The 18,832-nt window shown below is 53.1% G+C and carries 17 protein-coding genes and 1 tRNA gene; 8 read left to right on the top strand and 10 right to left on the bottom strand.

Features of this window, described 5'->3' with window-relative positions:
* The 3 genes from H7A81_RS17060 to yeaG form a co-directional block, all read right to left on the bottom strand.
* The coding region (locus H7A81_RS17060) for a potassium/proton antiporter (protein WP_370529962.1) at positions 1-1,336 on the bottom strand (1,336 nt) is incomplete at its 3' end.
* Positions 1,337-1,578: 242 nt separating this feature from the next.
* On the bottom strand, positions 1,579-2,856 hold the full coding sequence (locus H7A81_RS17055; RefSeq protein ID WP_034828771.1) for a YeaH/YhbH family protein: 1,278 nt from the start codon (positions 2,854-2,856) through the stop codon (positions 1,579-1,581).
* 91 nt (positions 2,857-2,947) lie between these two features.
* Positions 2,948-4,882, bottom strand: coding sequence for a protein kinase YeaG (yeaG, locus tag H7A81_RS17050; protein ID WP_182058139.1), 1,935 nt, complete (start codon positions 4,880-4,882; stop codon positions 2,948-2,950).
* A gap of 407 nt (positions 4,883-5,289) precedes the next feature.
* Between yeaG and H7A81_RS17045 the strand changes: the two genes are divergently transcribed.
* Positions 5,290-6,039, top strand: a complete 750-nt coding sequence (locus H7A81_RS17045; protein ID WP_058959835.1) for a MipA/OmpV family protein — start codon at positions 5,290-5,292, stop codon at positions 6,037-6,039.
* Positions 6,040-6,123: 84 nt separating this feature from the next.
* Complete coding sequence (locus tag H7A81_RS17040) at positions 6,124-6,972, top strand: aldo/keto reductase (protein WP_182058138.1); 849 nt, start codon at positions 6,124-6,126, stop codon at positions 6,970-6,972.
* A gap of 21 nt (positions 6,973-6,993) precedes the next feature.
* On the opposite strand, the gene H7A81_RS17035 is transcribed toward H7A81_RS17040, so the two are convergent.
* Both H7A81_RS17035 and gapA read right to left on the bottom strand, forming a co-directional pair.
* Complete coding sequence (locus H7A81_RS17035) at positions 6,994-7,869, bottom strand: D-hexose-6-phosphate mutarotase (protein WP_182058137.1); 876 nt, start codon at positions 7,867-7,869, stop codon at positions 6,994-6,996.
* 74 nt (positions 7,870-7,943) lie between these two features.
* Complete coding sequence (gene gapA, locus H7A81_RS17030; protein ID WP_034828788.1) at positions 7,944-8,942, bottom strand: glyceraldehyde-3-phosphate dehydrogenase; 999 nt, start codon at positions 8,940-8,942, stop codon at positions 7,944-7,946.
* Positions 8,943-9,280: 338 nt separating this feature from the next.
* Between gapA and msrB the strand changes: the two genes are divergently transcribed.
* A complete protein-coding gene (gene msrB, locus H7A81_RS17025; RefSeq protein WP_058959832.1) occupies positions 9,281-9,691 on the top strand; it encodes a peptide-methionine (R)-S-oxide reductase MsrB in 411 nt (136 codons plus the stop codon).
* A 2-nt stretch (positions 9,692-9,693) separates the two neighbouring features.
* The gene (locus H7A81_RS17020) at positions 9,694-9,975 is read left to right on the top strand and encodes a YeaC family protein (protein ID WP_045816085.1); all 282 of its coding nucleotides are present in this window, start codon (positions 9,694-9,696) and stop codon (positions 9,973-9,975) included.
* A 35-nt stretch (positions 9,976-10,010) separates the two neighbouring features.
* Here the strand turns inward: H7A81_RS17020 and pncA are convergent, their stop codons facing one another.
* From pncA to sppA, 3 genes are all read right to left on the bottom strand, one after another.
* Positions 10,011-10,619, bottom strand: coding sequence for a bifunctional nicotinamidase/pyrazinamidase (pncA, locus tag H7A81_RS17015; RefSeq protein WP_034828795.1), 609 nt, complete (start codon positions 10,617-10,619; stop codon positions 10,011-10,013).
* Positions 10,620-10,635: 16 nt separating this feature from the next.
* Positions 10,636-11,649 carry an asparaginase gene (ansA, locus tag H7A81_RS17010; RefSeq protein WP_034828797.1) on the bottom strand — a complete coding sequence of 338 codons (1,014 nt, stop codon included), beginning with the start codon at positions 11,647-11,649 and terminating at the stop codon, positions 10,636-10,638.
* A gap of 85 nt (positions 11,650-11,734) precedes the next feature.
* Positions 11,735-13,594, bottom strand: coding sequence for a signal peptide peptidase SppA (sppA, locus tag H7A81_RS17005; RefSeq protein WP_182058136.1), 1,860 nt, complete (start codon positions 13,592-13,594; stop codon positions 11,735-11,737).
* 169 nt (positions 13,595-13,763) lie between these two features.
* On the opposite strand from sppA, the gene H7A81_RS17000 reads away from it, so the two are divergent.
* The 4 genes from H7A81_RS17000 to H7A81_RS16985 all read left to right on the top strand — a co-directional run bounded on the left by H7A81_RS17000 (position 13,764) and on the right by H7A81_RS16985 (position 17,753).
* A complete protein-coding gene (locus H7A81_RS17000) occupies positions 13,764-14,315 on the top strand; it encodes an NAD(P)H nitroreductase (protein ID WP_034828801.1) in 552 nt (183 codons plus the stop codon).
* A gap of 153 nt (positions 14,316-14,468) precedes the next feature.
* Positions 14,469-15,512: a selenide, water dikinase SelD gene (gene selD / locus H7A81_RS16995; RefSeq protein WP_182058135.1), complete on the top strand. Its 1,044-nt coding sequence runs from the start codon at positions 14,469-14,471 to the stop codon at positions 15,510-15,512.
* Between the two features lie 22 nt (positions 15,513-15,534).
* Complete coding sequence (locus H7A81_RS16990) at positions 15,535-17,457, top strand: DNA topoisomerase III (RefSeq protein ID WP_182058134.1); 1,923 nt, start codon at positions 15,535-15,537, stop codon at positions 17,455-17,457.
* Positions 17,458-17,498: 41 nt separating this feature from the next.
* Complete coding sequence (locus tag H7A81_RS16985) at positions 17,499-17,753, top strand: YnjH family protein (RefSeq protein WP_236699723.1); 255 nt, start codon at positions 17,499-17,501, stop codon at positions 17,751-17,753.
* A 33-nt stretch (positions 17,754-17,786) separates the two neighbouring features.
* Here H7A81_RS16985 and xthA read toward each other — a convergent pair whose 3' ends face one another.
* Together xthA and H7A81_RS16975 are read right to left on the bottom strand one after the other, a co-directional pair.
* The gene (gene xthA / locus H7A81_RS16980) at positions 17,787-18,599 is read right to left on the bottom strand and encodes an exodeoxyribonuclease III (protein ID WP_034828809.1); all 813 of its coding nucleotides are present in this window, start codon (positions 18,597-18,599) and stop codon (positions 17,787-17,789) included.
* A 110-nt stretch (positions 18,600-18,709) separates the two neighbouring features.
* A tRNA-Tyr gene (locus tag H7A81_RS16975) sits at positions 18,710-18,794 on the bottom strand.
* Positions 18,795-18,832: the final 38 nt, after the last annotated feature.

Raw genomic sequence — 18,832 nt, 5'->3', positions numbered from 1 at the left:
TATCGCGGAACAGGGCCGCGATGCGCGTTTCGCGTGGCATCTGCAAATCACGCAGCGCGGCTCCAATACACCATTTATCAGCACTAAGTTGGTAAACAAACTGCTCCCAGGGGTTTTCAGGGTGGATGTCCAGTCCGACGCGGCTGATAGGTGATGCAGTAGGGGGAACCACAACTTTGGCGCGTTTGGCCGCATAGCCCAGTGAGGTGCCCTGGAGCATCAACGACACGAGAACCACGAAGAAGGCGATGTTGAAGTAGAGCTTGGCGTTTTCCAGCCCGGCCATCATCGGGAACACCGCGAGGATAATGGGTACTGCGCCACGCAGGCCAACCCAACTGATAAAGATGCGTTCGCGGCCGGTAAAACCTTTAAATGGCAACAGGCCCACCAGAATTGAAAGCGGACGCGCCACCAAAATCAGCCAGAGAGATAAAATCATGGCAGGAACGGCGATATGCCACAAATCAGATGGCGTCACCAGTAAGCCGAGCACGATAAACATGCCGATCTGACTCAACCACGCCATACCATCGAAGGTTTGCAGAATACCGTGACGGTTGCGGATCGGGCTGTTACCCAGCAGATAGCCACACAGGTAAACCGCCAGAATACCGCTGCCTTCCATCACCGTGGTCAGTGCAAACACAATGATGCCGCCACTTAACGCCAGCAGGGGATAGAGACCTTGCGCCAGATTGATACGGTTAATCAGTTGCTGTAGTGCCCAGCCGCCGCCCAGCCCCAGTACAATACCGAGACCGAACTGTTGCACCAGATGTACCACAAACATCCAGCTTAAGCCTGACTGGCCTTGCTGGATCATGTCAATCAGCGTGATGGTCAGGAATACCGCCATGGGATCGTTACTGCCGGATTCAATTTCCAGCGTGGAGCTGACACGTTCGTTAAGCCCTTTATCCCCCAGCAGCGAGAAGACGGCGGCGGCATCGGTGGAACCGATAATCGCGCCAATCAGGAAACCTTGCATCAAATCGAGTTTAAAGAGCCAGGCTGCAGCCAAACCGGTCAAACCGGCGGTTATCATCACACCGACCGTGGCGAGTGATAATGCGGGCCCCAGTGCCACCTTGAATGAGCTGGCTTTGGTGCGCATGCCGCCATCCAGCAAAATAATCGCCAGCGCGAGGTTAGAAACCAGATACGCCACCGGGTAGTTGTCAAAAGCGATGCCGCCAATCCCATCAACGCCGGTCAACATGCCTAACGCAAGGAAGATTACCAGAATAGGGATGCCAAGCCGTGACGAGAATGAACTCAGAAGAATACTTGCTGCGACCAGCACGGAACCAATAATAAACAAACTGTAAATCATGCTGGCATTCAACGGCGTTCTCCTGCGGTACGAGCGAAAATGACAAACTGCGGGGAATTCACACAGACAAGGTGAAAAGATAATGCCTTATCAATAGCTTGTCAGCGCTTAATTGCATATTTTTTCAATCTGCGGAGCGCTATCCCATAGATCGTTAAAATTGTGTGAAAAATCAGCGGGGATTTCAGGCGAATGAGCGGTGGCGCGGAAAAGAAAAAGCCGGTCAATGACCGGCTTGATGTTCAGGCTTCTGCCACCTGTTTGTGGAAAAGTTCTCTAAATACTGGGTAAATGTCTTCTGGCTCGCGGATGTGCTGAATCGCGAAGTTATCAAACATGGCCTGCAGATGTTCATACTCACGCCACAGCGTCTGGTGCGCACGGCGCGTGATTTCGATGTAGCTGTAATAACGTACAACCGGCAAAATATGTTTGGCCAGAATCTCATGACATAACGGAGAGTCATCCGCCCAGTTGTCACCATCAGAGGCCTGTGCCGCATATATATTCCACTGCGCAGGGTCATAGCGCTCTTTAACCACTTCATCCATTAACTTCAATGCGCTAGAGACAATGGTGCCGCCGGTTTCCTGCGAGTAGAAGAACTCCTGCTCATCGACTTCTTTCGCCTGCGTATGGTGACGGATATACACCACCTCCACATTTTTATAGGTCCGGCTCAGGAACAGATAGAGCAGAATATAAAAACGCTTCGCCATGTCTTTCGTGGCTTGATCCATGGAACCGGACACATCCATCAGGCAGAACATCACCGCCTGGCTGGAAGGCTCAGGGCGCTTCTCAAAGTTTTTGTAGCGTAAGTCGAAGGTATCAATAAAGGGTACGCGTTCAATGCGTGCCCGCAGTTCGGCAATCTCTTTGCGCAGCCGCTCCTCTTCCAGCAACTGAGCCGGTTCACTGTTCTCCACTTCCGTCAGCGTGGCTTCCAGTTCGTGCAGCATACGGCGTTTACCGGCGGTCATGGCAGTACGACGCGCCAGTGAATTTTGTAGCGAACGCACCACACTGATGTTGGCCGGTACCCCATTTGAGGTAAAGCCCGCGCGGTGCGTTTTATATTCGTTCAATTGTCGATGCTGATTTTTACGCAGATTTGGCAGGGCAAGATCTTCAAACAGCAAATCAAGATATTCATCTTTCGATATCTGGAAGACAAACTCATCCTGACCTTCACCGTCCTGACTGGCGTTGCCCTGACCGCTGCCACCGCCACCACCGCCCCCTTGTGGGCGCTCAATGCGGTCGTTCTGGACGAAATGATCGTTCCCCGGATGCACGCGATGGCGACTGCCGCCGCGTCCCTGATGGAAAATGGGCTCATTGATGTCATCGATAGGAATCGAGACAGATTCGCCGCTCTCCACGTCGGTGACCGACCGCTTGTTGATGGCCTCGGAGATCGACTGCTTGATTTGCGACTTGTAACGGCGCAGGAAACGCTGCCGATTGACCGCGCTCTTGTTTTTACCGTTCAGACGCCGATCGATAAAATAGGCCATACATATCCCCCAAACTACAGTGCAAGCCAGGCCGGAACCACTCCGGCCTCCTGTCGCGGCGTCGCGGCGCCGCGTAGCTTACAGGTAACGATTAAGACGATTTACGCACGCGCAGATACCATTCGCACAACAGGCGCACCTGCTTGCGGGTATAGCCTTTCTCCATCATGCGATCGACAAAATCATCGTGTTTTTTCTGTTCGTCCGTTGAGGTCTTGGTATTAAACGAAATCACCGGCAGCAACTCTTCGGTATTGGAGAACATTTTCTTCTCAATAACCGTGCGCAGTTTTTCGTAGCTGGTCCAGTTGGGATTACGTCCACTATTTTGCGCCCGGGCACGCAGCACAAAGTTGACGATCTCGTTACGGAAATCTTTCGGGTTACTGATCCCGGCAGGTTTCTCGATTTTTTCCAGCTCGGCGTTCAGTGATTCACGATCAAACAACTGTCCGGTATCGGGATCACGGTATTCCTGATCCTGAATCCAGAAGTCAGCGTAGGTTACGTAGCGGTCGAAGATGTTCTGGCCGTATTCTGAATAAGACTCCAGATAGGCGGTCTGAATCTCTTTGCCGATAAACTCCGCGTATTTCGGGATCAGATAACCTTTCAGGTGCTCAAGGTATTTCTCTGCCAGATCCTGCGGGAACTGCTCGCGCTCGATTTGTTGCTCCAGCACGTAGAACAGATGTACCGGGTTGGCCGCCACTTCGGCATGGTCAAAGTTGAACACGCGCGACAGAATCTTGAACGCGAAGCGGGTCGAAAGGCCGTTCATGCCCTCATCCACGCCAGCGTAGTCATGATACTCCTGCCATGATTTCGCTTTTGGATCGGTATCTTTCAGGCTTTCACCATCATAGACGCGCATTTTTGAATAGATGCTGGAGTTTTCCGGCTCTTTCAAACGCGACAGGATAGAGAAGCGCGCTAAGGTCTCCAGCGTGCCTGGTGCACATGGCGCCGTCGTCAGCTCACTGTGATTAAGCAGTTTGTCGTAGATTTTGATCTCTTCCGACACTCGCAGGCAGTAAGGCACTTTGACGATGTAAACACGGTCCAGGAACGCTTCGTTGTTCTTATTGTTACGGAAAGTCACCCATTCTGACTCGTTGGAGTGCGCCAGAATGATGCCGTTAAACGGCAGGGCAGAGATCCCTTCAGTACCGTTGTAGTTACCTTCCTGAGTGGCGGTCAGCAATGGATGCAGCACTTTAATCGGTGCCTTAAACATCTCGACGAATTCCATGATGCCCTGGTTCGCACGGCAGAGTGCGCCCGAGTAACCGTAAGCGTCGGGATCATTCTGCGCGTGGTTTTCCAGTTTGCGGATATCCACCTTACCGACCAATGCAGAGATATCTTGGTTGTTCTCATCACCCGGTTCGGTTTTGGCGATGGCCACTTGCTCCAGGATAGAAGGCCAGACTTTAACCACTTTAAAGCGGGTAATATCGCCGCCGAAGTCATGCAGGCGTTTTGCTGCCCACGGCGACATGATGGTGCCCAGGTAACGCCGCGGCACGCCATACTCTTTCTCAAGAATATTGGCGTCTTCCTGCGGGTTGAACAGGCACAAAGGATGATCGTTTACCGGGCTGCGTTCGCCATCAGCGCTCAGCACGAAGATCGGTACGCGTTGCATCAGGGCTTTCAAACGCTCAGCAAGTGACGATTTACCGCCACCGACCGGCCCCAGCAAGTAGAGAATCTGTTTCTTCTCTTCCAGGCCTTGCGCAGCGTGTTTCAGGTAGGAGACGATCTGCTCAATCGCTTCCTCCATACCATAAAACTCTTCGAAGGCGGGATAGCGTCCCATGACGCGGTTAGAGAAGATTCTGGAAAGGCGTGGCTCCTGCGCCGTGTCAACCATCACCGGCTCACCGATAGCCATCAATAGTCGCTCTGCAGCGTTGGCGTATGCACTGCGATCCTGCTTACAGATTGCGAGAAATTCCTGCAGTGTGAACTCTTCGTCCTTGGCAGCTTCATAACGCTGACGATAGTGATCGAATATATTCATAGCGATGCCCGTCCTTTCGTTTTTAGCACAGGTAAAGGAGCGAAATTAGATACGTTTGCAGCTCCCGGAAGATATTCTTTATTGAGTACAGCAACCCTTATGCCAACCTGACGTTTTTTTATCGGGATACACAATTCTTATGGTTACTCTGCTCGTACAAAAAGTCTCGGCTTACTTTTAACTGTAGAAGGCATTCAGAAAATCTGCAGCCACTTTTCTCCTTATTTAGCGATATATCAATAACAAAGTCTCATAAGCACTAAGGCATTCCGTTTGCATGTCTACCACTGCAACCTGCTTCAGACTATTCCGCATGGGTGATAAACATCCCTGATTTAACGTTAACCCAGCGCGAAATTTTAGTTAGACTCTGCGTGTGATTGTTATATTAATGGACTGATTAAATTGTGAACCAATTCAAACTTAAAGCGCTTGCTTGTGTTGTTCCTTGTTATTTTGCGGCGTTCAGCACTCATGCAGAACCCTTATCTCTCGGGGCTTCGGTTATTTATGCCCAGTCACCTTATCGCGGTGGACAGGACCGATACATCCCCATCCCGGTCATCAATTATGAAGGCGAAAACTTCTGGTTCCGTAGCTTGCAAGGCGGCTACTACCTGTGGAAAGACCAGCAGGATCAACTGTCATTAACCTTGCTGGGTTCACCGCAACAGTATGATCCCAAGGATAACGATCTGGGTGACATGAAGGCTCTGGATAAGCGCCGGATGACCCTGATGGCAGGTGCCACCTACCGCCATGTTGCGGATTGGGGTATCGTGCGTACCGCTCTGCTGGGCGATGTGCTGAACAACAGTAATGGCATCATCTGGGATCTTACCTATCTGTATCGCTTCGATTTTGGCGCGTTCAGCCTGACGCCAGGCATCGGTGCAATGTGGAACAGCGCCAATCAAAACCGCTACTACTATGGCGTGTCTTCGCACGAAAGCGCGCGGACAGGTATTGCTGAATATCAACCGGACGACAGCTGGTCTCCTTATGTGGAAATGAACGCCAGCTACCAGATTAGCGATAGCTGGAACGCCAGTTTGTCCGGGCGTTACACCCGCTTTGATAGCGAAATCAAAGACAGTCCGATGGTGGACAAAAGTGGTCAGTTCACCCTCTGGACCGGCATCAGCTACAGCTTCTAATGGTTTTACATCGCGCCTCGTAATGAGGCGTTTTTATTACATTGCACCAATAACGCGCCCCATCATGGCGCATCAGGAGGCGTAATGAAGACGATTCAATTCCGTGGAGAATCAGCTTTACCTGCTATTGGGCAAGGAACCTGGTATATGGGGGAGAATGCAGCGCTGCGTCGTCAGGAAGTCACGGCGTTACAGGCTGGATTGGATCTGGGGATGAGACTGATTGATACCGCAGAAATGTACGCCGAAGGCGGGGCGGAAGAGGTGGTGGGCGAAGCGCTACGCGGACGCCGCCATCAGGCCTGGCTGGTGTCAAAAGTCTATCCGTGGAATGCCGGGGAAGTGGATGCGATAGAGGCCTGCGAGCGCAGCTTACAGCGCTTAGAGACCGATTATCTTGATCTTTATCTGCTGCACTGGCGCGGCAATGTGCCACTGGAAGAGACCATTCGCGCCATGGAAACTCTGCAGCAGCAAGGAAAAATTCGGCATTGGGGCGTATCGAATTTCGACACGGACGATATGCAAGAACTGTGGAGTGAGACGGGCGGTGAAAACTGCGCAACCAATCAGGTGCTGTATCACCTGGCATCACGAGGAATCGAATACGATTTATTAGCCGCCTGCCAGCAACGTGATACGCCGATAATGGCCTATTGCCCTCTGGCGCAGGCGGGACGTTTGCGTCAATCGCTGTTTGATGATCCCCATTTGCAGCAGATTGCACAACAGAAGAGCATCAGCGTGGCACAATTACTGCTCGCATGGGTGATTCGTCAATCTGGCGTGATCGCCATTCCCAAAGCCAGTAGCCAACAACACGTGGTGGAAAATGCCGCAGCGTTAAATCTGCATTTGAGCGTTGAAGAATTAGCTATCATCGACCGGGCATTCCCGGCACCGCAGCACAAAACGGACTTAGACGTGGTGTAGCGGCGCATCAGCGCCGCAAACTTACTTATTGCGCACGCGCAGCGTGGTACCGAGGCGAGCAGGGGATTCACCGGCGCTTTTCATCGGCTTGTTGATGCGAGCCGTTTCCACGCAGACCATGGTTTTGTAGCCCTCGTTAGGCATATCCGCCATGCTGCAGGATAATTCTGGACCCGGATTCCATGTGACAACGTCACTTTGATAGTGGTGGTACACTTCAATCTGACGCTTTCCTGCGATGTCGTGAATCACACTGCAATCTTCGGCGGCGGTGTGAATCCGATCGACGCGATCAGGGTAGGTTTGCTTGCCATCAGCCAAACTGCCTACCGTGTTAGCGTTCACCTTGTCGATAAAGCTATTTCCTAAGCCACTCACTTCCACCTGAGCAATATCGGCGATCTGGAAGTAGGTGTGTAAGGCTGCGGTGGCTTCGTAATCGCCCCAGGCTTCCAGCTCAATTTCACAATGCTCGGCGATACGGAAACGGGCCAGCAGGGTGAAATCATGCGGCCACAGCTTCTTCGTTTGCGCGTTGCTTTCCAGTGTGAACGTCAGCATTACAGCATCTTCGTTCTCATCGTGTGCAGTCAATGTCCAGGGTTGATTACGGGCGAAACCATGCGCCGGTTCACCTGCCGGACCAAACCAAGGCCAGCAAATTGGCACGCCTCCACGGATTGCTTTGCCTGCGGCAAACGGCGTCTTATCGCTCAACCAGATCACCGGTTGCTGGCCGCTGGGCTGCCATGAGAGCAGATGCGCGCCTTGCAGCGCGATCGCCGCACGAACTTTAGGATGGCTCACAACCACGATCGGCAAATCGCCCATCTGGCGCTGAGACAGGTAAGGGGTGATCTGATTCACCACCGGTAAACTATAAAGCGTATCTTGCATCGTCAGACCTTCTCTTCTTCCAAATGAAAAAAAAGGGGCGACCGAAGTCACCCCTTGTCTGTTTCGCCAGTCGCTTACTTAGAAGCAACCAGTGCAATCAGATCCAGAACTTTGTGTGAGTAGCCAGTTTCGTTGTCGTACCATGAAACCAGTTTCACGAAGTTGTCGTTCAGTGCGATACCGGCTTTAGCATCGAATACTGAAGTCAGGGTTTCGCCATTGAAGTCGGTTGATACAACGTCGTCTTCGATGTAGCCCAGAACGCCTTTCATCTTGCCTTCAGATTCAGCTTTGATCACGGCACAGATTTCTTTGTAAGTGGCTGGTTTTTCCAGACGTACAGTCAGGTCAACAACAGACACGTTCGGGGTAGGAACGCGGAACGCCATACCGGTCAGTTTACCGTTCAGCTCTGGCAGAACCACGCCCACTGCTTTAGCAGCACCGGTAGAAGATGGGATGATGTTCTGAGCTGCGCCGCGGCCGCCGCGCCAGTCTTTGTGAGACGGGCCATCAACGGTTTTCTGCGTAGCGGTGGTAGCGTGAACAGTGGTCATCAGACCTTCAACGATACCGAAGTGGTCGTTGATCACTTTAGCCAGTGGTGCCAGGCAGTTAGTGGTGCAAGATGCGTTAGAAACGATATCCTGGCCAGCATATTTTTCAAAGTTAGCGCCACGAACGAACATTGGGGTCGCATCTTTAGAAGGACCGGTCAGAACCACTTTCTTCGCACCAGCCTGAATGTGTTTGCGAGCGGTTTCGTCGGTCAGGAAGATACCGGTTGCTTCTGCAACAACGTCAACACCCACTTCGTCCCATTTCAGGTTAGCCGGGTCTTTCTCAGCGGTAACACGGATTTTCTTACCGTTAACAATCAGCGCGCCGTCTTTCACTTCTACGGTGCCGTCGAAACGACCGTGCGTAGAGTCATACTTCAGCATGTAAGCCATGTAATCGGCGTCGAGCAGGTCGTTGATCGCGACGATTTCGATGTCAGAACGCTGCTGTGCAGCACGGAAAACGATGCGACCGATACGGCCAAAACCGTTGATACCTACTTTGATAGTCATATATTCCACCAGCTATTTGTTAGTGAATAAAAGGTTGGCTGTAAAATTACAAAAACCTTACCAGGCGTCAAGCGGAATCGTGTCAATTGTTGCGACAGGTCAATTCCAACGCCAGGAATAATTGGTTGCGCAATCGCTTACGCAGCACCCTTATTGCGCGCCTATGTTACGCCGAATACCGACCGAAAAGGGATGACTTTTGCAAAGGGTGATCGACGTCACAATTTTGCGCTGTGGCAGTCGTGGCGAACGGGTTCGCACGAAAAAAGACCATGATGATGTTGTTCGTTTGTTAGAATACTAGTCGATTTTTACAGAATGACACTCCGGAACTCAAAATGGCTAAAGACACCGCACCCGAGGCAAAAATCGCGCAGCTTTCTGAGATGCAGCGCTATGTCACACAGCATCGCGGCACGGAACCTCCTTTCAGTGGCGCACTACTGCACAACAAGCAGGAGGGCATCTACCACTGTTTAGTGTGCAATTCACCGCTGTTCCTCTCCGACTCTAAATATGATTCAGGCTGCGGCTGGCCGAGCTTTTACCAGCCGTACAGCGATGATGCGATTCGTTATCTGGAAGATGATTCTCACGGTATGCACCGCGTGGAAATTCGCTGTGGTAACTGCGATGCGCATCTCGGCCACGTGTTTCCGGATGGCCCGCAGCCTACCGGTGAGCGCTACTGCGTTAACTCTGCCTCATTGAGCTTTACCGATGAGCAGGGCAAGCAACAAGAGGGCTGAGCATGAAGCAAGAACTGGAAGCCATGCTGGCGGCGATGACGCCGGAGGTCTACGAGCGGCTCGCCACCGCAGTGGAAACCGGTAAATGGCCGGACGGTGTCGCGCTGACGCAAGAGCAGCGCGATAATTGCCTGCAGCTGGTGATGCTGTGGCAGGCGCGTCACAACGACGACCCGCAGCATATGACCATTGGCAAAGGGGGGGAGATGGTGATGAAGTCGAAAAAGCAGCTTAAGGAAGAGTTCGGTATCGAGCCGGACATCACGCGCATTAACCTGCACTAGAACGCAAAAGGGCTGGTTTTCACCAGCCCTCATTTTCAGATTATTACCGCACCCTGAGCTTGCATCTGTTCGATGGCAATATCGCTATCATCAGGATTCAGGTTGACGCCGCGGCAACCCTCTTTCACCACTTCAACGTTGTAGCCCAGCTCCAGCGCATCCAGCACGCTGTATTTGACGCAATAGTCGGTAGCGAGCCCCAGCATCACCAGGTCGCTGATGTCGCGTTCACGCAGCCAACTGTCTAGCTCCGTTTTGCGGCGATGGCCGTTATCGAAGAAAGCACTGTAGCTGTCCACATCCGCGTCGCCCCCCTTATGGAACACCGCATCAATCAGTGTGCGGTCCAGTTCTGGGTGGAAATCCGCCCCCACTGAGTTCTCGACTCCATGATCGGGCCACCAAATCTGCGCCAGACCGTTCAATTCACCCAGGGTATACACCGGTTCGCCAGAGACGGAGGCGAAGCTGCCATGATCTGCCGGATGCCAGTCTTGCAATGCCACTACACATTCTCCCCGATCGCGGAACTCGCGTGCGTAGCGATTGGCAACGGCAACCGTTTGGTCGCCTTCGCGCACCGCCATTGGGCCGCCGGGGCAAAAATCGTTCTGAATATCGATGATTATCAATGCCCGCTTCATTACATCTCGCTCCGTATCAGTCGTCGGTCAGTTCGCCGCGTAAATTCTGTTGCATTCTGGCACGAATTTCCGGGTTGGTGAGGTTTTGGCTCAACAAAAAGTGCAGTTTTGTTAATGTAGCCTCAACGGTAAGGTCAAAACCGCTGATCACCCCCGCATGCTCCAGCGCATTACCGGTGGCATAGCCCCCCATATTCACTTTTCCGGACATGCATTGCGTCAGATTCACCACCACAATCCCACGTTCGCTCGCCTGCTGCAGTTCAGCCAGGAATTCTGCATTTTGCGGCGCGTTACCGACACCATAAGAGCGCAGAATCAGTGCCTTCACCGGCTGGCGCAGGAAGTTACGTACCACATCGGCAGAGATCCCGGGGTAAATGGTAACCACGCCAATCGGTTGTGGGGTAATCGGATGCACAATCAACTCGCCACGGCCCTGTGGTGCCGGCGGCGTATTGAGTTTACGAATGTGAATACCGGCTTCCAGCAAAGGAGGGAGATTCGGTGAAGCGAAGGCGTTGAAGCCGTCGGCATGTGCTTTGGTAGTGCGATTGCCACGGAACAGCGTGTTGTTAAAGAACAACGCCACTTCATTGATCGGATAATTAGCGGCCACGTACAACGAATTGAGTAAATTCTGCTGACCATCTGAGCGCAATTCTGCCAGTGGAATCTGCGAGCCGGTTACGATTACCGGCTTCGCCAGGTTTTCCAGCATGAATGACAGCGCCGAGGCAGTGAATGCCATGGTGTCGGTGCCGTGCAGAATCACAAAACCATCATAGCTGTCGTAATTCTGTTTAATGTCATCAGCAATCGATTGCCAATCCAATGGCGTCATGTCTGACGAATCCATCAGAGGCTGATATTCGTGGATGGTGAAATTCGGCATCTCAGGCCGATGGAATTCTGGCATGTTGGCCAGTTGCTGCTGCAGGTGGCCGGAAACCGGAATGTAGCCGTGCGCGGAGCGCTGCATACCGATGGTACCGCCCGTGTAGGCTACATAGATATTTTTCTTTTGCATGGAAGAACTCAGACTTGCCGTAAAACGCGCAGTATAAGGGGATTAACAGCGAAAAGCAGCCCGACCAGCGGCCGGGCTGTAAAGATTAGCGTACGTTGCCGCAGTTCAGGCAGAAGGCGTAGCGATTTTGCGGATCATTAAGATTGTTCATCAGGCCAGGCTGATCTTTCACTGCACTCATTACGTCCAGCATCGGCGCGGGCAGCCACACCTTCAGTGCTGCTGGCAGCATCGCTTGTGCAGAGGCATTCATCTGATTTAGCAGCAGGTCAATCATGCTGGGGTCGTCCTGATACCAGCTAAGCTGCGGCTTGGCGACTTTTGCCAACTCAGCCGCTTTCGCCACGGCATCGTCAAAATCACCCAACGCATCCACCAGGCCATTGGCTTTAGCATCACTGCCGGTCCAGACATGGCCCTGAGCGATATCATTGATCTGTTCTGGCGTTTTATGACGCGACTTCGCGACCAGTCCGACAAAGTTACGATAGCCGTTTTCGATGGTCAGTTGCATCAATTGCTGCACTTCCGTCGGCAGGGCTTTGGTGGTGGCAACGTCAGCCAGCGGAGAAGTGGCCACGCCATCCGTGTGCACACCAATACTGTTCAGGCTATTTTCAACCGTGTTAATCACGCCGAAAATACCGATTGAACCGGTCAAGGTGCTGGGTGCGGCCACAATGTAGTCTGCTGGCGTCGAGATCCAGTAGCCGCCTGAAGCCGCCATGCCGCCCATTGAGACCACCACTGGCTTGCCGGCATCATGGGCTGCGGCTAACTCTTCACGAATCGCTTCCGATGCCGACACGCTGCCACCTGGGCTGTTGACGCGCAGTACAATCGCTTTGATTTTCGGATCGAGACGCGCATCGCGAATCTGCGAAACGGTGGTATCGCCACCCACGTTTCCGGCGGTTTCCTCACCGTCCATAATCGCACCGCTGGCGAAGATCACCGCAATATTGCCATCCTGGTCCTGCTGAGGCTGCTTCACGGTGTAATCGTAAATGCTGACGTTGCGATAATCGTTATTGGCTTTATCCCAGCCAAAGGTTTTCACCAGTTCCTGATCAGCCGCCGCACGGCTATCCAGCACATCAACCAATTTACTGTTTAGCGCATATTTTGCGGTATCGCCGTCAACAGCCTGCAATCCGCTGATGACGCCGGCTGCTCCCGGGAACAGCTGATCCGGGGTAATCTGGCGATTTGCGGAAACGGTGTTCAGGTAGTTCTGCCACAGCTGGCCGATCCAGCGACCATCCGCATCACGTGCTTCCGGAGACATATCGTCACGCAGGAAAGGCTCGACGGCAGATTTGTAGGTGCCCACACGGAACACATGAGAATTGACTTTGAGCTTCTCTAACAGGGATTTGTAATACAACCCATTGGTAGCGAAGCCATGCAGATCAACGGTGCCCTGCGGTGACAGATAAATTTTGGTGGCATAGCTGGCGATGTAGTATTGCGCCTGGCTATAGCTATCACCAATGGCGTATATCGGTTTTCCCGCATCACGGAACTCACGCAGCGATTTGCCCAGATATTGTAATGAAGGTTGATCGCCGCCAGCAAAATCACGCAAATCAAGCACGATCCCGGTGATGTTTTTGTCAGTTTTCGCCTGACGAACCGCATCCACCACGTCGAACAATGAATTCTCTTGCAGGCGATCGCTGCTCGCGCCCAGCAACTCACGGCTGATGCGACTCAGGCGATTACTGACGGAAGGTTTATCCACTAATACACCGCTTAAATCCACTTTGAGTGCACCCTGTTGCACCGGTTCGCTGCTGTTGGCGCTGGAAAGCTGTAACCAGATACCGACACCGGCGAGGATTAAGACGATGAGGAATAAATTAAGAATGAATTCCCGAATAAAATTCAACACCCGCCAGCTCCAGCGGAACAGGCCAGCAATAATTCGCCACAATGTGCGCATAAACTCTCCATATTCACGTAACAGGGCAGTCGCCACGCGGTCTGCCCCGATGTCGGGTTCATCCTAAAGAGCAGCGTGCGAAATGTCAGCAGGAAATCGCGCCAGACTGTTACAAAAGATCTTGCTGTGCCAGGATTAGCCCACGCTTTTTATTCACGGGAGAATAATGATGGATGCACTGGATTTATTAATTAACCGCCGTTCGGCTTCGCGTCTGGCAGAACCGGCACCAGCGGGCGAAGTCTTGCAGAACATTTTGCACGCAGGCTTACGTGCACCGGATCATGGTACGTTGCAGCCGTGGCGCTTTATCATTGTAGAGAATGAAGGGCGTGAGCGTTTTGGTAAATTGCTTGAACAAGCGGCGCGTGACAGCAACCTCGATGAAAAGGCAATTGAAAAATCCGCCACCGCACCGTTTCGAGCGCCGATGATTATCACTGTTGTGGCGCACTGTGAAGAGCATGCCAAAGTCCCGCATTGGGAACAGTTGGTTTCAGCAGGTTGTGCCGTGATGGCGATGCAAATGGCCGCGGTGGCGCAGGGCTTTAACGGTATCTGGCGCAGCGGTCCATGGACCGACCATCCTTCGGTACGCGAAGCTTTTGGTTGCCGCGAGCAGGATGCGATTGTCGGATTCCTGTATCTCGGTACGCCGCAGCTTAAAGCGAATACCACGGTGGTTGCACCGGACACCGCGCAATTTGTCAGTTATTTCTGACAGACATCGGCGGGTTTCTTCGGCAGGGTGAGCTGTGTTGCAAAGATTGCACACCGCGTGTGCGAAAGATCGAGCTTAAACCGCGCAACACTTACCACCGGTTGACAGCCAGGCTAACATACAGCCTTCTGTTCAGCGCATAAGGAACCCGCCATGAGTGAACCTCTTCGTCTGACGCAATACAGCCATGGAGCTGGCTGCGGCTGCAAAATCTCGCCGCAGGTACTGGAAACCATTCTTCATAGTGAGCTAATCCCTTTTCATGACCCCCAGTTGCTGGTGGGCAACGAAACACGTGACGATGCTGCCGTTTACGATCTTGGTAACGGCACAGCGGTGGTGAGCACCACTGACTTTTTTATGCCGATTGTCGATGATCCCCATACCTTTGGTCGCATCGCCGCCACCAATGCCATCAGTGATATTTATGCTATGGGCGGCAAACCGATCATGGCGATTGCCATCCTGGGTTGGCCGGTCAACGTGCTGAGCCCGGAAGTGGCTCAGCAGGTCATTGAAGGCGGCCGTGCGGCCTGTCAGGCTGCTGGTATTGCGCTGGCGGGTGGGCATTCGATCGATGCGCCGGAGCCGATTTTTGGCCTGGCCGTCACGGGAATTGTTGATGTGGCGCGGGTGAAAAAGAACAGCGCCGCGCAGGTGGGTAGCCAGCTGTTTCTCACCAAGCCATTGGGGATCGGCATCCTGACCACCGCCGAGAAAAAAGGCCTTCTGCTGCCAGAACACCAGTCATTAGCGGCGGAGGTGATGTGTCAGTTGAATAAAGCCGGTGCCGAGTTCGCCAAACTGGATGGCGTCAGCGCCATGACCGATGTCACTGGTTTTGGCTTGCTGGGACATCTGAGTGAGATTTGCCAGGGATCAGGTTTGCGTGCGGAAATCCACGCCACACAGGTTCCTCGCTTACCGGGAGTCGATGAATATATCGCCAAAGGTGCTGTGCCCGGCGGCACTCAGCGCAATTTTGCCAGCTATGGTGGCCATATTTCCGCGATGGACGATGCAACGCGCGCGCTATTGTGTGATCCGCAAACCTCGGGTGGTTTACTGGTGGCGGTGCAACCCAGCGAGGTCGAAGCCTTCCAGCGCTGCGCAATATTGGCCGGCGTGCAGGCAACGGCGGTGGGGGAACTCTTCGCTGCCGATCCTTCCTGTCCATTAATTACCGTCGTGAATTGACGTAGAAGGAACGACGCCAGACATGCGTTTGTTTATTGCTGAAAAACCCAGCCTGGCGCGTGCCATTGCTGATGTACTGCCGAAGCCGCATCGCCGCGGTGACGGTTTTATTGCCTGTGGCAACGATCAGATGGTCACCTGGTGTGTCGGGCATTTGCTGGAACAGGCGCAGCCGGACAGCTATGACAGCCGCTATGCGCGCTGGAACCTTGCCGACCTGCCGATCATTCCGGAAAAGTGGCGTTTACAACCCCGTCCGTCGGTGGCTAAGCAACTCAAAGTGATTGAGGGTTTGCTGCAACAGGCGAGTGAAGTGGTGCACGCCGGTGACCCGGATCGTGAAGGTCAGCTGTTGGTGGATGAAGTGCTGGACTACCTGCAACTCGCGCCGGAAAAGCGGCAGAAAGTGCAGCGCTGTCTCATTAACGATCTCAACCCCTCCGCCGTGGAGCGAGCAGTCAGCCGTTTACGTGAGAATCGCGAGTTTATCCCGCTGTGCGTATCCGCATTGGCCCGCGCCCGCGCAGATTGGCTCTACGGCATCAATATGACCCGTGCCTGGACGCTATTAGGCCGCAATGCCGGTTATGATGGCGTGCTGTCGGTCGGACGCGTACAAACGCCGGTGCTCGGCCTGGTGGTGCGTCGCGATGAAGAGATCGAAAACTTCATTCCTAAAGATTACTTCGAAGTGAAAGCGCACATTGTGACGCCGAGGGATGAGCGTTTTGTTGCCAGCTGGATACCCAGCGACGCCTGCGAACCCTGGCAGGATGAGGAAGGTCGCCTGTTACACCGTTCGCTGGCCGATCATGTCTTAGAGCGCATCAACGGTAAGCCGGCGATAGTGACAGGCTATAACGACAAACGGGAATCTGACACCGCACCATTGCCGTTTTCGCTCTCCAGCCTGCAGATCGAGGCGGCAAAGCGTTTCGGCCTGAGTGCGCAAAACGTACTGGATTGCTGCCAGCGTCTGTATGAAACCCATAAGTTGATTACCTATCCGCGTTCAGACAGCCGTTATTTGCCGGATGAACATTTTGCCGGACGGCATGCGGTGCTGAATGCGATACAGGCGCACCAACCCAATCTGACACCGCCTACGGATTTTAACCCTGATCAGAAAAACCGCTGCTGGGATGATAAAAAGGTGGATGCGCACCACGCGATCATCCCTACCGCCCGCGCCAGTAAAGTGAACCTCACGGAGAATGAAGCCAATATTTACGGCCTGGTGGCACGTCAGTATCTGATGCAATTTTGCCCAGACGCGGTGTTTCGCAAATGCGTTATCGATCTCGAGATTGGCGGGGGCAAGTTTGTTGCCAAAGCGCGTTTTCTGGCAGAAGCGGGCTGGCGTGCCTTACTCGGCAGTAAAGAACGCGATGAAGAGAACGATGGCACGCCTTTACCGGTGGTGGCAAAGGGCGATGAGCTGCTGTGTGAGCGCGGTGAGGTGCTCGCCAAGCAGACGCAGCCGCCGCGCCCGTTTACCGATGCCACCCTGTTATCCGCCATGACCGGCATCGCGCGCTTTGTTCAGGATAAAGAATTAAAGAAAGTGCTGCGTGCGACCGATGGTTTAGGGACGGAAGCGACGCGAGCCGGCATTATTGAATTATTGTTCCGCCGGACATTCCTCGTGAAAAAAGGCCGCTATATTCATTCTACGGACGCGGGCAGGGCGCTGATCCATGCGTTACCAGAAATGGCGGCCCGACCAGATATGACGGCTCAATGGGAATCGACATTAACACGCATCAGTGAAAAGGCCTGCCGCTACGATGAGTTTATGCAGCCGCTGGTTGCCACGCTGATCGGGTTAATTGGCGAAGCGCGTCAGCGACCCTCGTTGCAATCATTTAGAGGCATTGCCGCACCGGCCGCTAAACGTAAAGCAAAACCGAAATCGACCCGGCGTAAAACCAAGGAGACAGAGTGATGCGTTATATCCTATTAGCGCTTAGCGGGCTGCTGTTGTGCATGAATTCGGCGCTGGCGAACCGCCAGCCGGAAAACAGTCGCACGGGCAATACGGATGTGGTGGTGGATATGCCACCGGAAGTCTGGACACAGGGGCAGAATAATCAGCAGAGCAACTGTCTGCAGTGCTGCACTTATGAGAATCGCAGTTACTCTGAAGGAGCGGTCGTGAAAGCGGAAGGCGTGCTGCTGCAGTGTGGGCGTGATGAGAAAGTGATGGGCACTAACCCGCTTATCTGGAAAATCATCAAGTAAAGGTGCGTGGCGTTCTCACGCCACGCAGTTTACTTATTTTTCCAGATTGAACGTCGACCAGACAGGTGCATGATCCGATGGTTTTTCCATGCTGCGGATCTCGTAATCAATGCCACTTTCAATGCAACGCGCTGCCAGCGGTTGACTGGCCAGCAACAGGTCGATACGCAGACCACGGTTATCATCAAAACCTTTTGAACGGTAGTCGAACCAGGAGAAACGGTCAGCCGTTTCCGGGTATTTCGCGCGCCAGGTATCGACCAGACCCCAATGCAACAGGCGATCCATCCACTCACGCTCTTCTGGCAGGAATGAGCATTTACCGGTGCGCAGCCAGCGCTTGCGGTTATCTTCGCCAATGCCGATATCAAGATCGGTACTGCTGATATTCATGTCACCCATGATCAGCACCGGCTTATCAACCGCCAACTGCTGTTCCAGATAATCCTGTAAATCACGGTAGAACTTCTCTTTCGCCGGGAATTTAGTTGGATGGTCACGGCTTTCACCCTGCGGGAAGTAACCGTTAATCACGGTGATGTCGCCAATCGGGCTGGGGATTTCCGCCATGATTAGGCGGCGTTGTGAATCTTCATCATCACCGGGAAAACCACGACGTACCGAAACAGGCTGAGCCTTGGTCAGCAGCGCGACGCCGTAGTGGCCTTTTTGACCATGATAAAACACGTTGTAACCCAATTTGCTGACGTCTTCGAGCGGGAACATGTCATCGTGAACTTTGGTTTCCTGCAGGCCGATGACGTCTGGCTGATGCTGTTCGACGAGGGCTTCAAGTTGATGAGGGCGTGCGCGCAAGCCATTGATGTTGAAAGAGATGAATTTCATTTCGCTGCCATTCTTATCCGCAAAAGTATGCCAGGATGGTAACGAGTTTTCGTTAGAATGTCATGGATTGAATCGGGAAGAAATAACGATGTAAGCAATAGGAAAAGCGATGGTGGCGGGAGAAGGATTCGAACCTTCGAAGTCGATGACGGCAGATTTACAGTCTGCTCCCTTTGGCCGCTCGGGAATCCCGCCAGGGATATAAAGCTCTTAGTGATTCAGGTGAGAAGATT

It is taken from the genome of Pantoea sp. ME81 (assembly GCF_903970985.1).
Taxonomy (GTDB): Bacteria; Pseudomonadota; Gammaproteobacteria; order Enterobacterales; family Enterobacteriaceae; genus Pantoea; species Pantoea communis.
The sequence above is the reverse complement of the archived record's forward strand: the minus strand, read 5'-3'. Positions and strand labels throughout refer to the sequence as shown.

What these genes read in the sequence shown, in the direction of transcription:
- H7A81_RS17055 (WP_034828771.1), bottom strand. Translation starts at nt 2,856, where the DNA reads ATGGCCTATTTTATCGATCGGCGTCTGAACGGTAAAAACAAGAGCGCG.
- yeaG (WP_182058139.1), bottom strand. Translation starts at nt 4,882, where the DNA reads ATGAATATATTCGATCACTATCGTCAGCGTTATGAAGCTGCCAAGGAC.
- H7A81_RS17040 (WP_182058138.1), top strand. Translation starts at nt 6,124, where the DNA reads ATGAAGACGATTCAATTCCGTGGAGAATCAGCTTTACCTGCTATTGGG.
- H7A81_RS17035 (WP_182058137.1), bottom strand. Translation starts at nt 7,869, where the DNA reads ATGCAAGATACGCTTTATAGTTTACCGGTGGTGAATCAGATCACCCCT.
- gapA (WP_034828788.1), bottom strand. Translation starts at nt 8,942, where the DNA reads ATGACTATCAAAGTAGGTATCAACGGTTTTGGCCGTATCGGTCGCATC.
- msrB (WP_058959832.1), top strand. Translation starts at nt 9,281, where the DNA reads ATGGCTAAAGACACCGCACCCGAGGCAAAAATCGCGCAGCTTTCTGAG.
- H7A81_RS17020 (WP_045816085.1), top strand. Translation starts at nt 9,694, where the DNA reads ATGAAGCAAGAACTGGAAGCCATGCTGGCGGCGATGACGCCGGAGGTC.
- pncA (WP_034828795.1), bottom strand. Translation starts at nt 10,619, where the DNA reads ATGAAGCGGGCATTGATAATCATCGATATTCAGAACGATTTTTGCCCC.
- ansA (WP_034828797.1), bottom strand. Translation starts at nt 11,649, where the DNA reads ATGCAAAAGAAAAATATCTATGTAGCCTACACGGGCGGTACCATCGGT.
- sppA (WP_182058136.1), bottom strand. Translation starts at nt 13,594, where the DNA reads ATGCGCACATTGTGGCGAATTATTGCTGGCCTGTTCCGCTGGAGCTGG.
- H7A81_RS17000 (WP_034828801.1), top strand. Translation starts at nt 13,764, where the DNA reads ATGGATGCACTGGATTTATTAATTAACCGCCGTTCGGCTTCGCGTCTG.
- selD (WP_182058135.1), top strand. Translation starts at nt 14,469, where the DNA reads ATGAGTGAACCTCTTCGTCTGACGCAATACAGCCATGGAGCTGGCTGC.
- H7A81_RS16990 (WP_182058134.1), top strand. Translation starts at nt 15,535, where the DNA reads ATGCGTTTGTTTATTGCTGAAAAACCCAGCCTGGCGCGTGCCATTGCT.
- H7A81_RS16985 (WP_236699723.1), top strand. Translation starts at nt 17,499, where the DNA reads ATGAATTCGGCGCTGGCGAACCGCCAGCCGGAAAACAGTCGCACGGGC.
- xthA (WP_034828809.1), bottom strand. Translation starts at nt 18,599, where the DNA reads ATGAAATTCATCTCTTTCAACATCAATGGCTTGCGCGCACGCCCTCAT.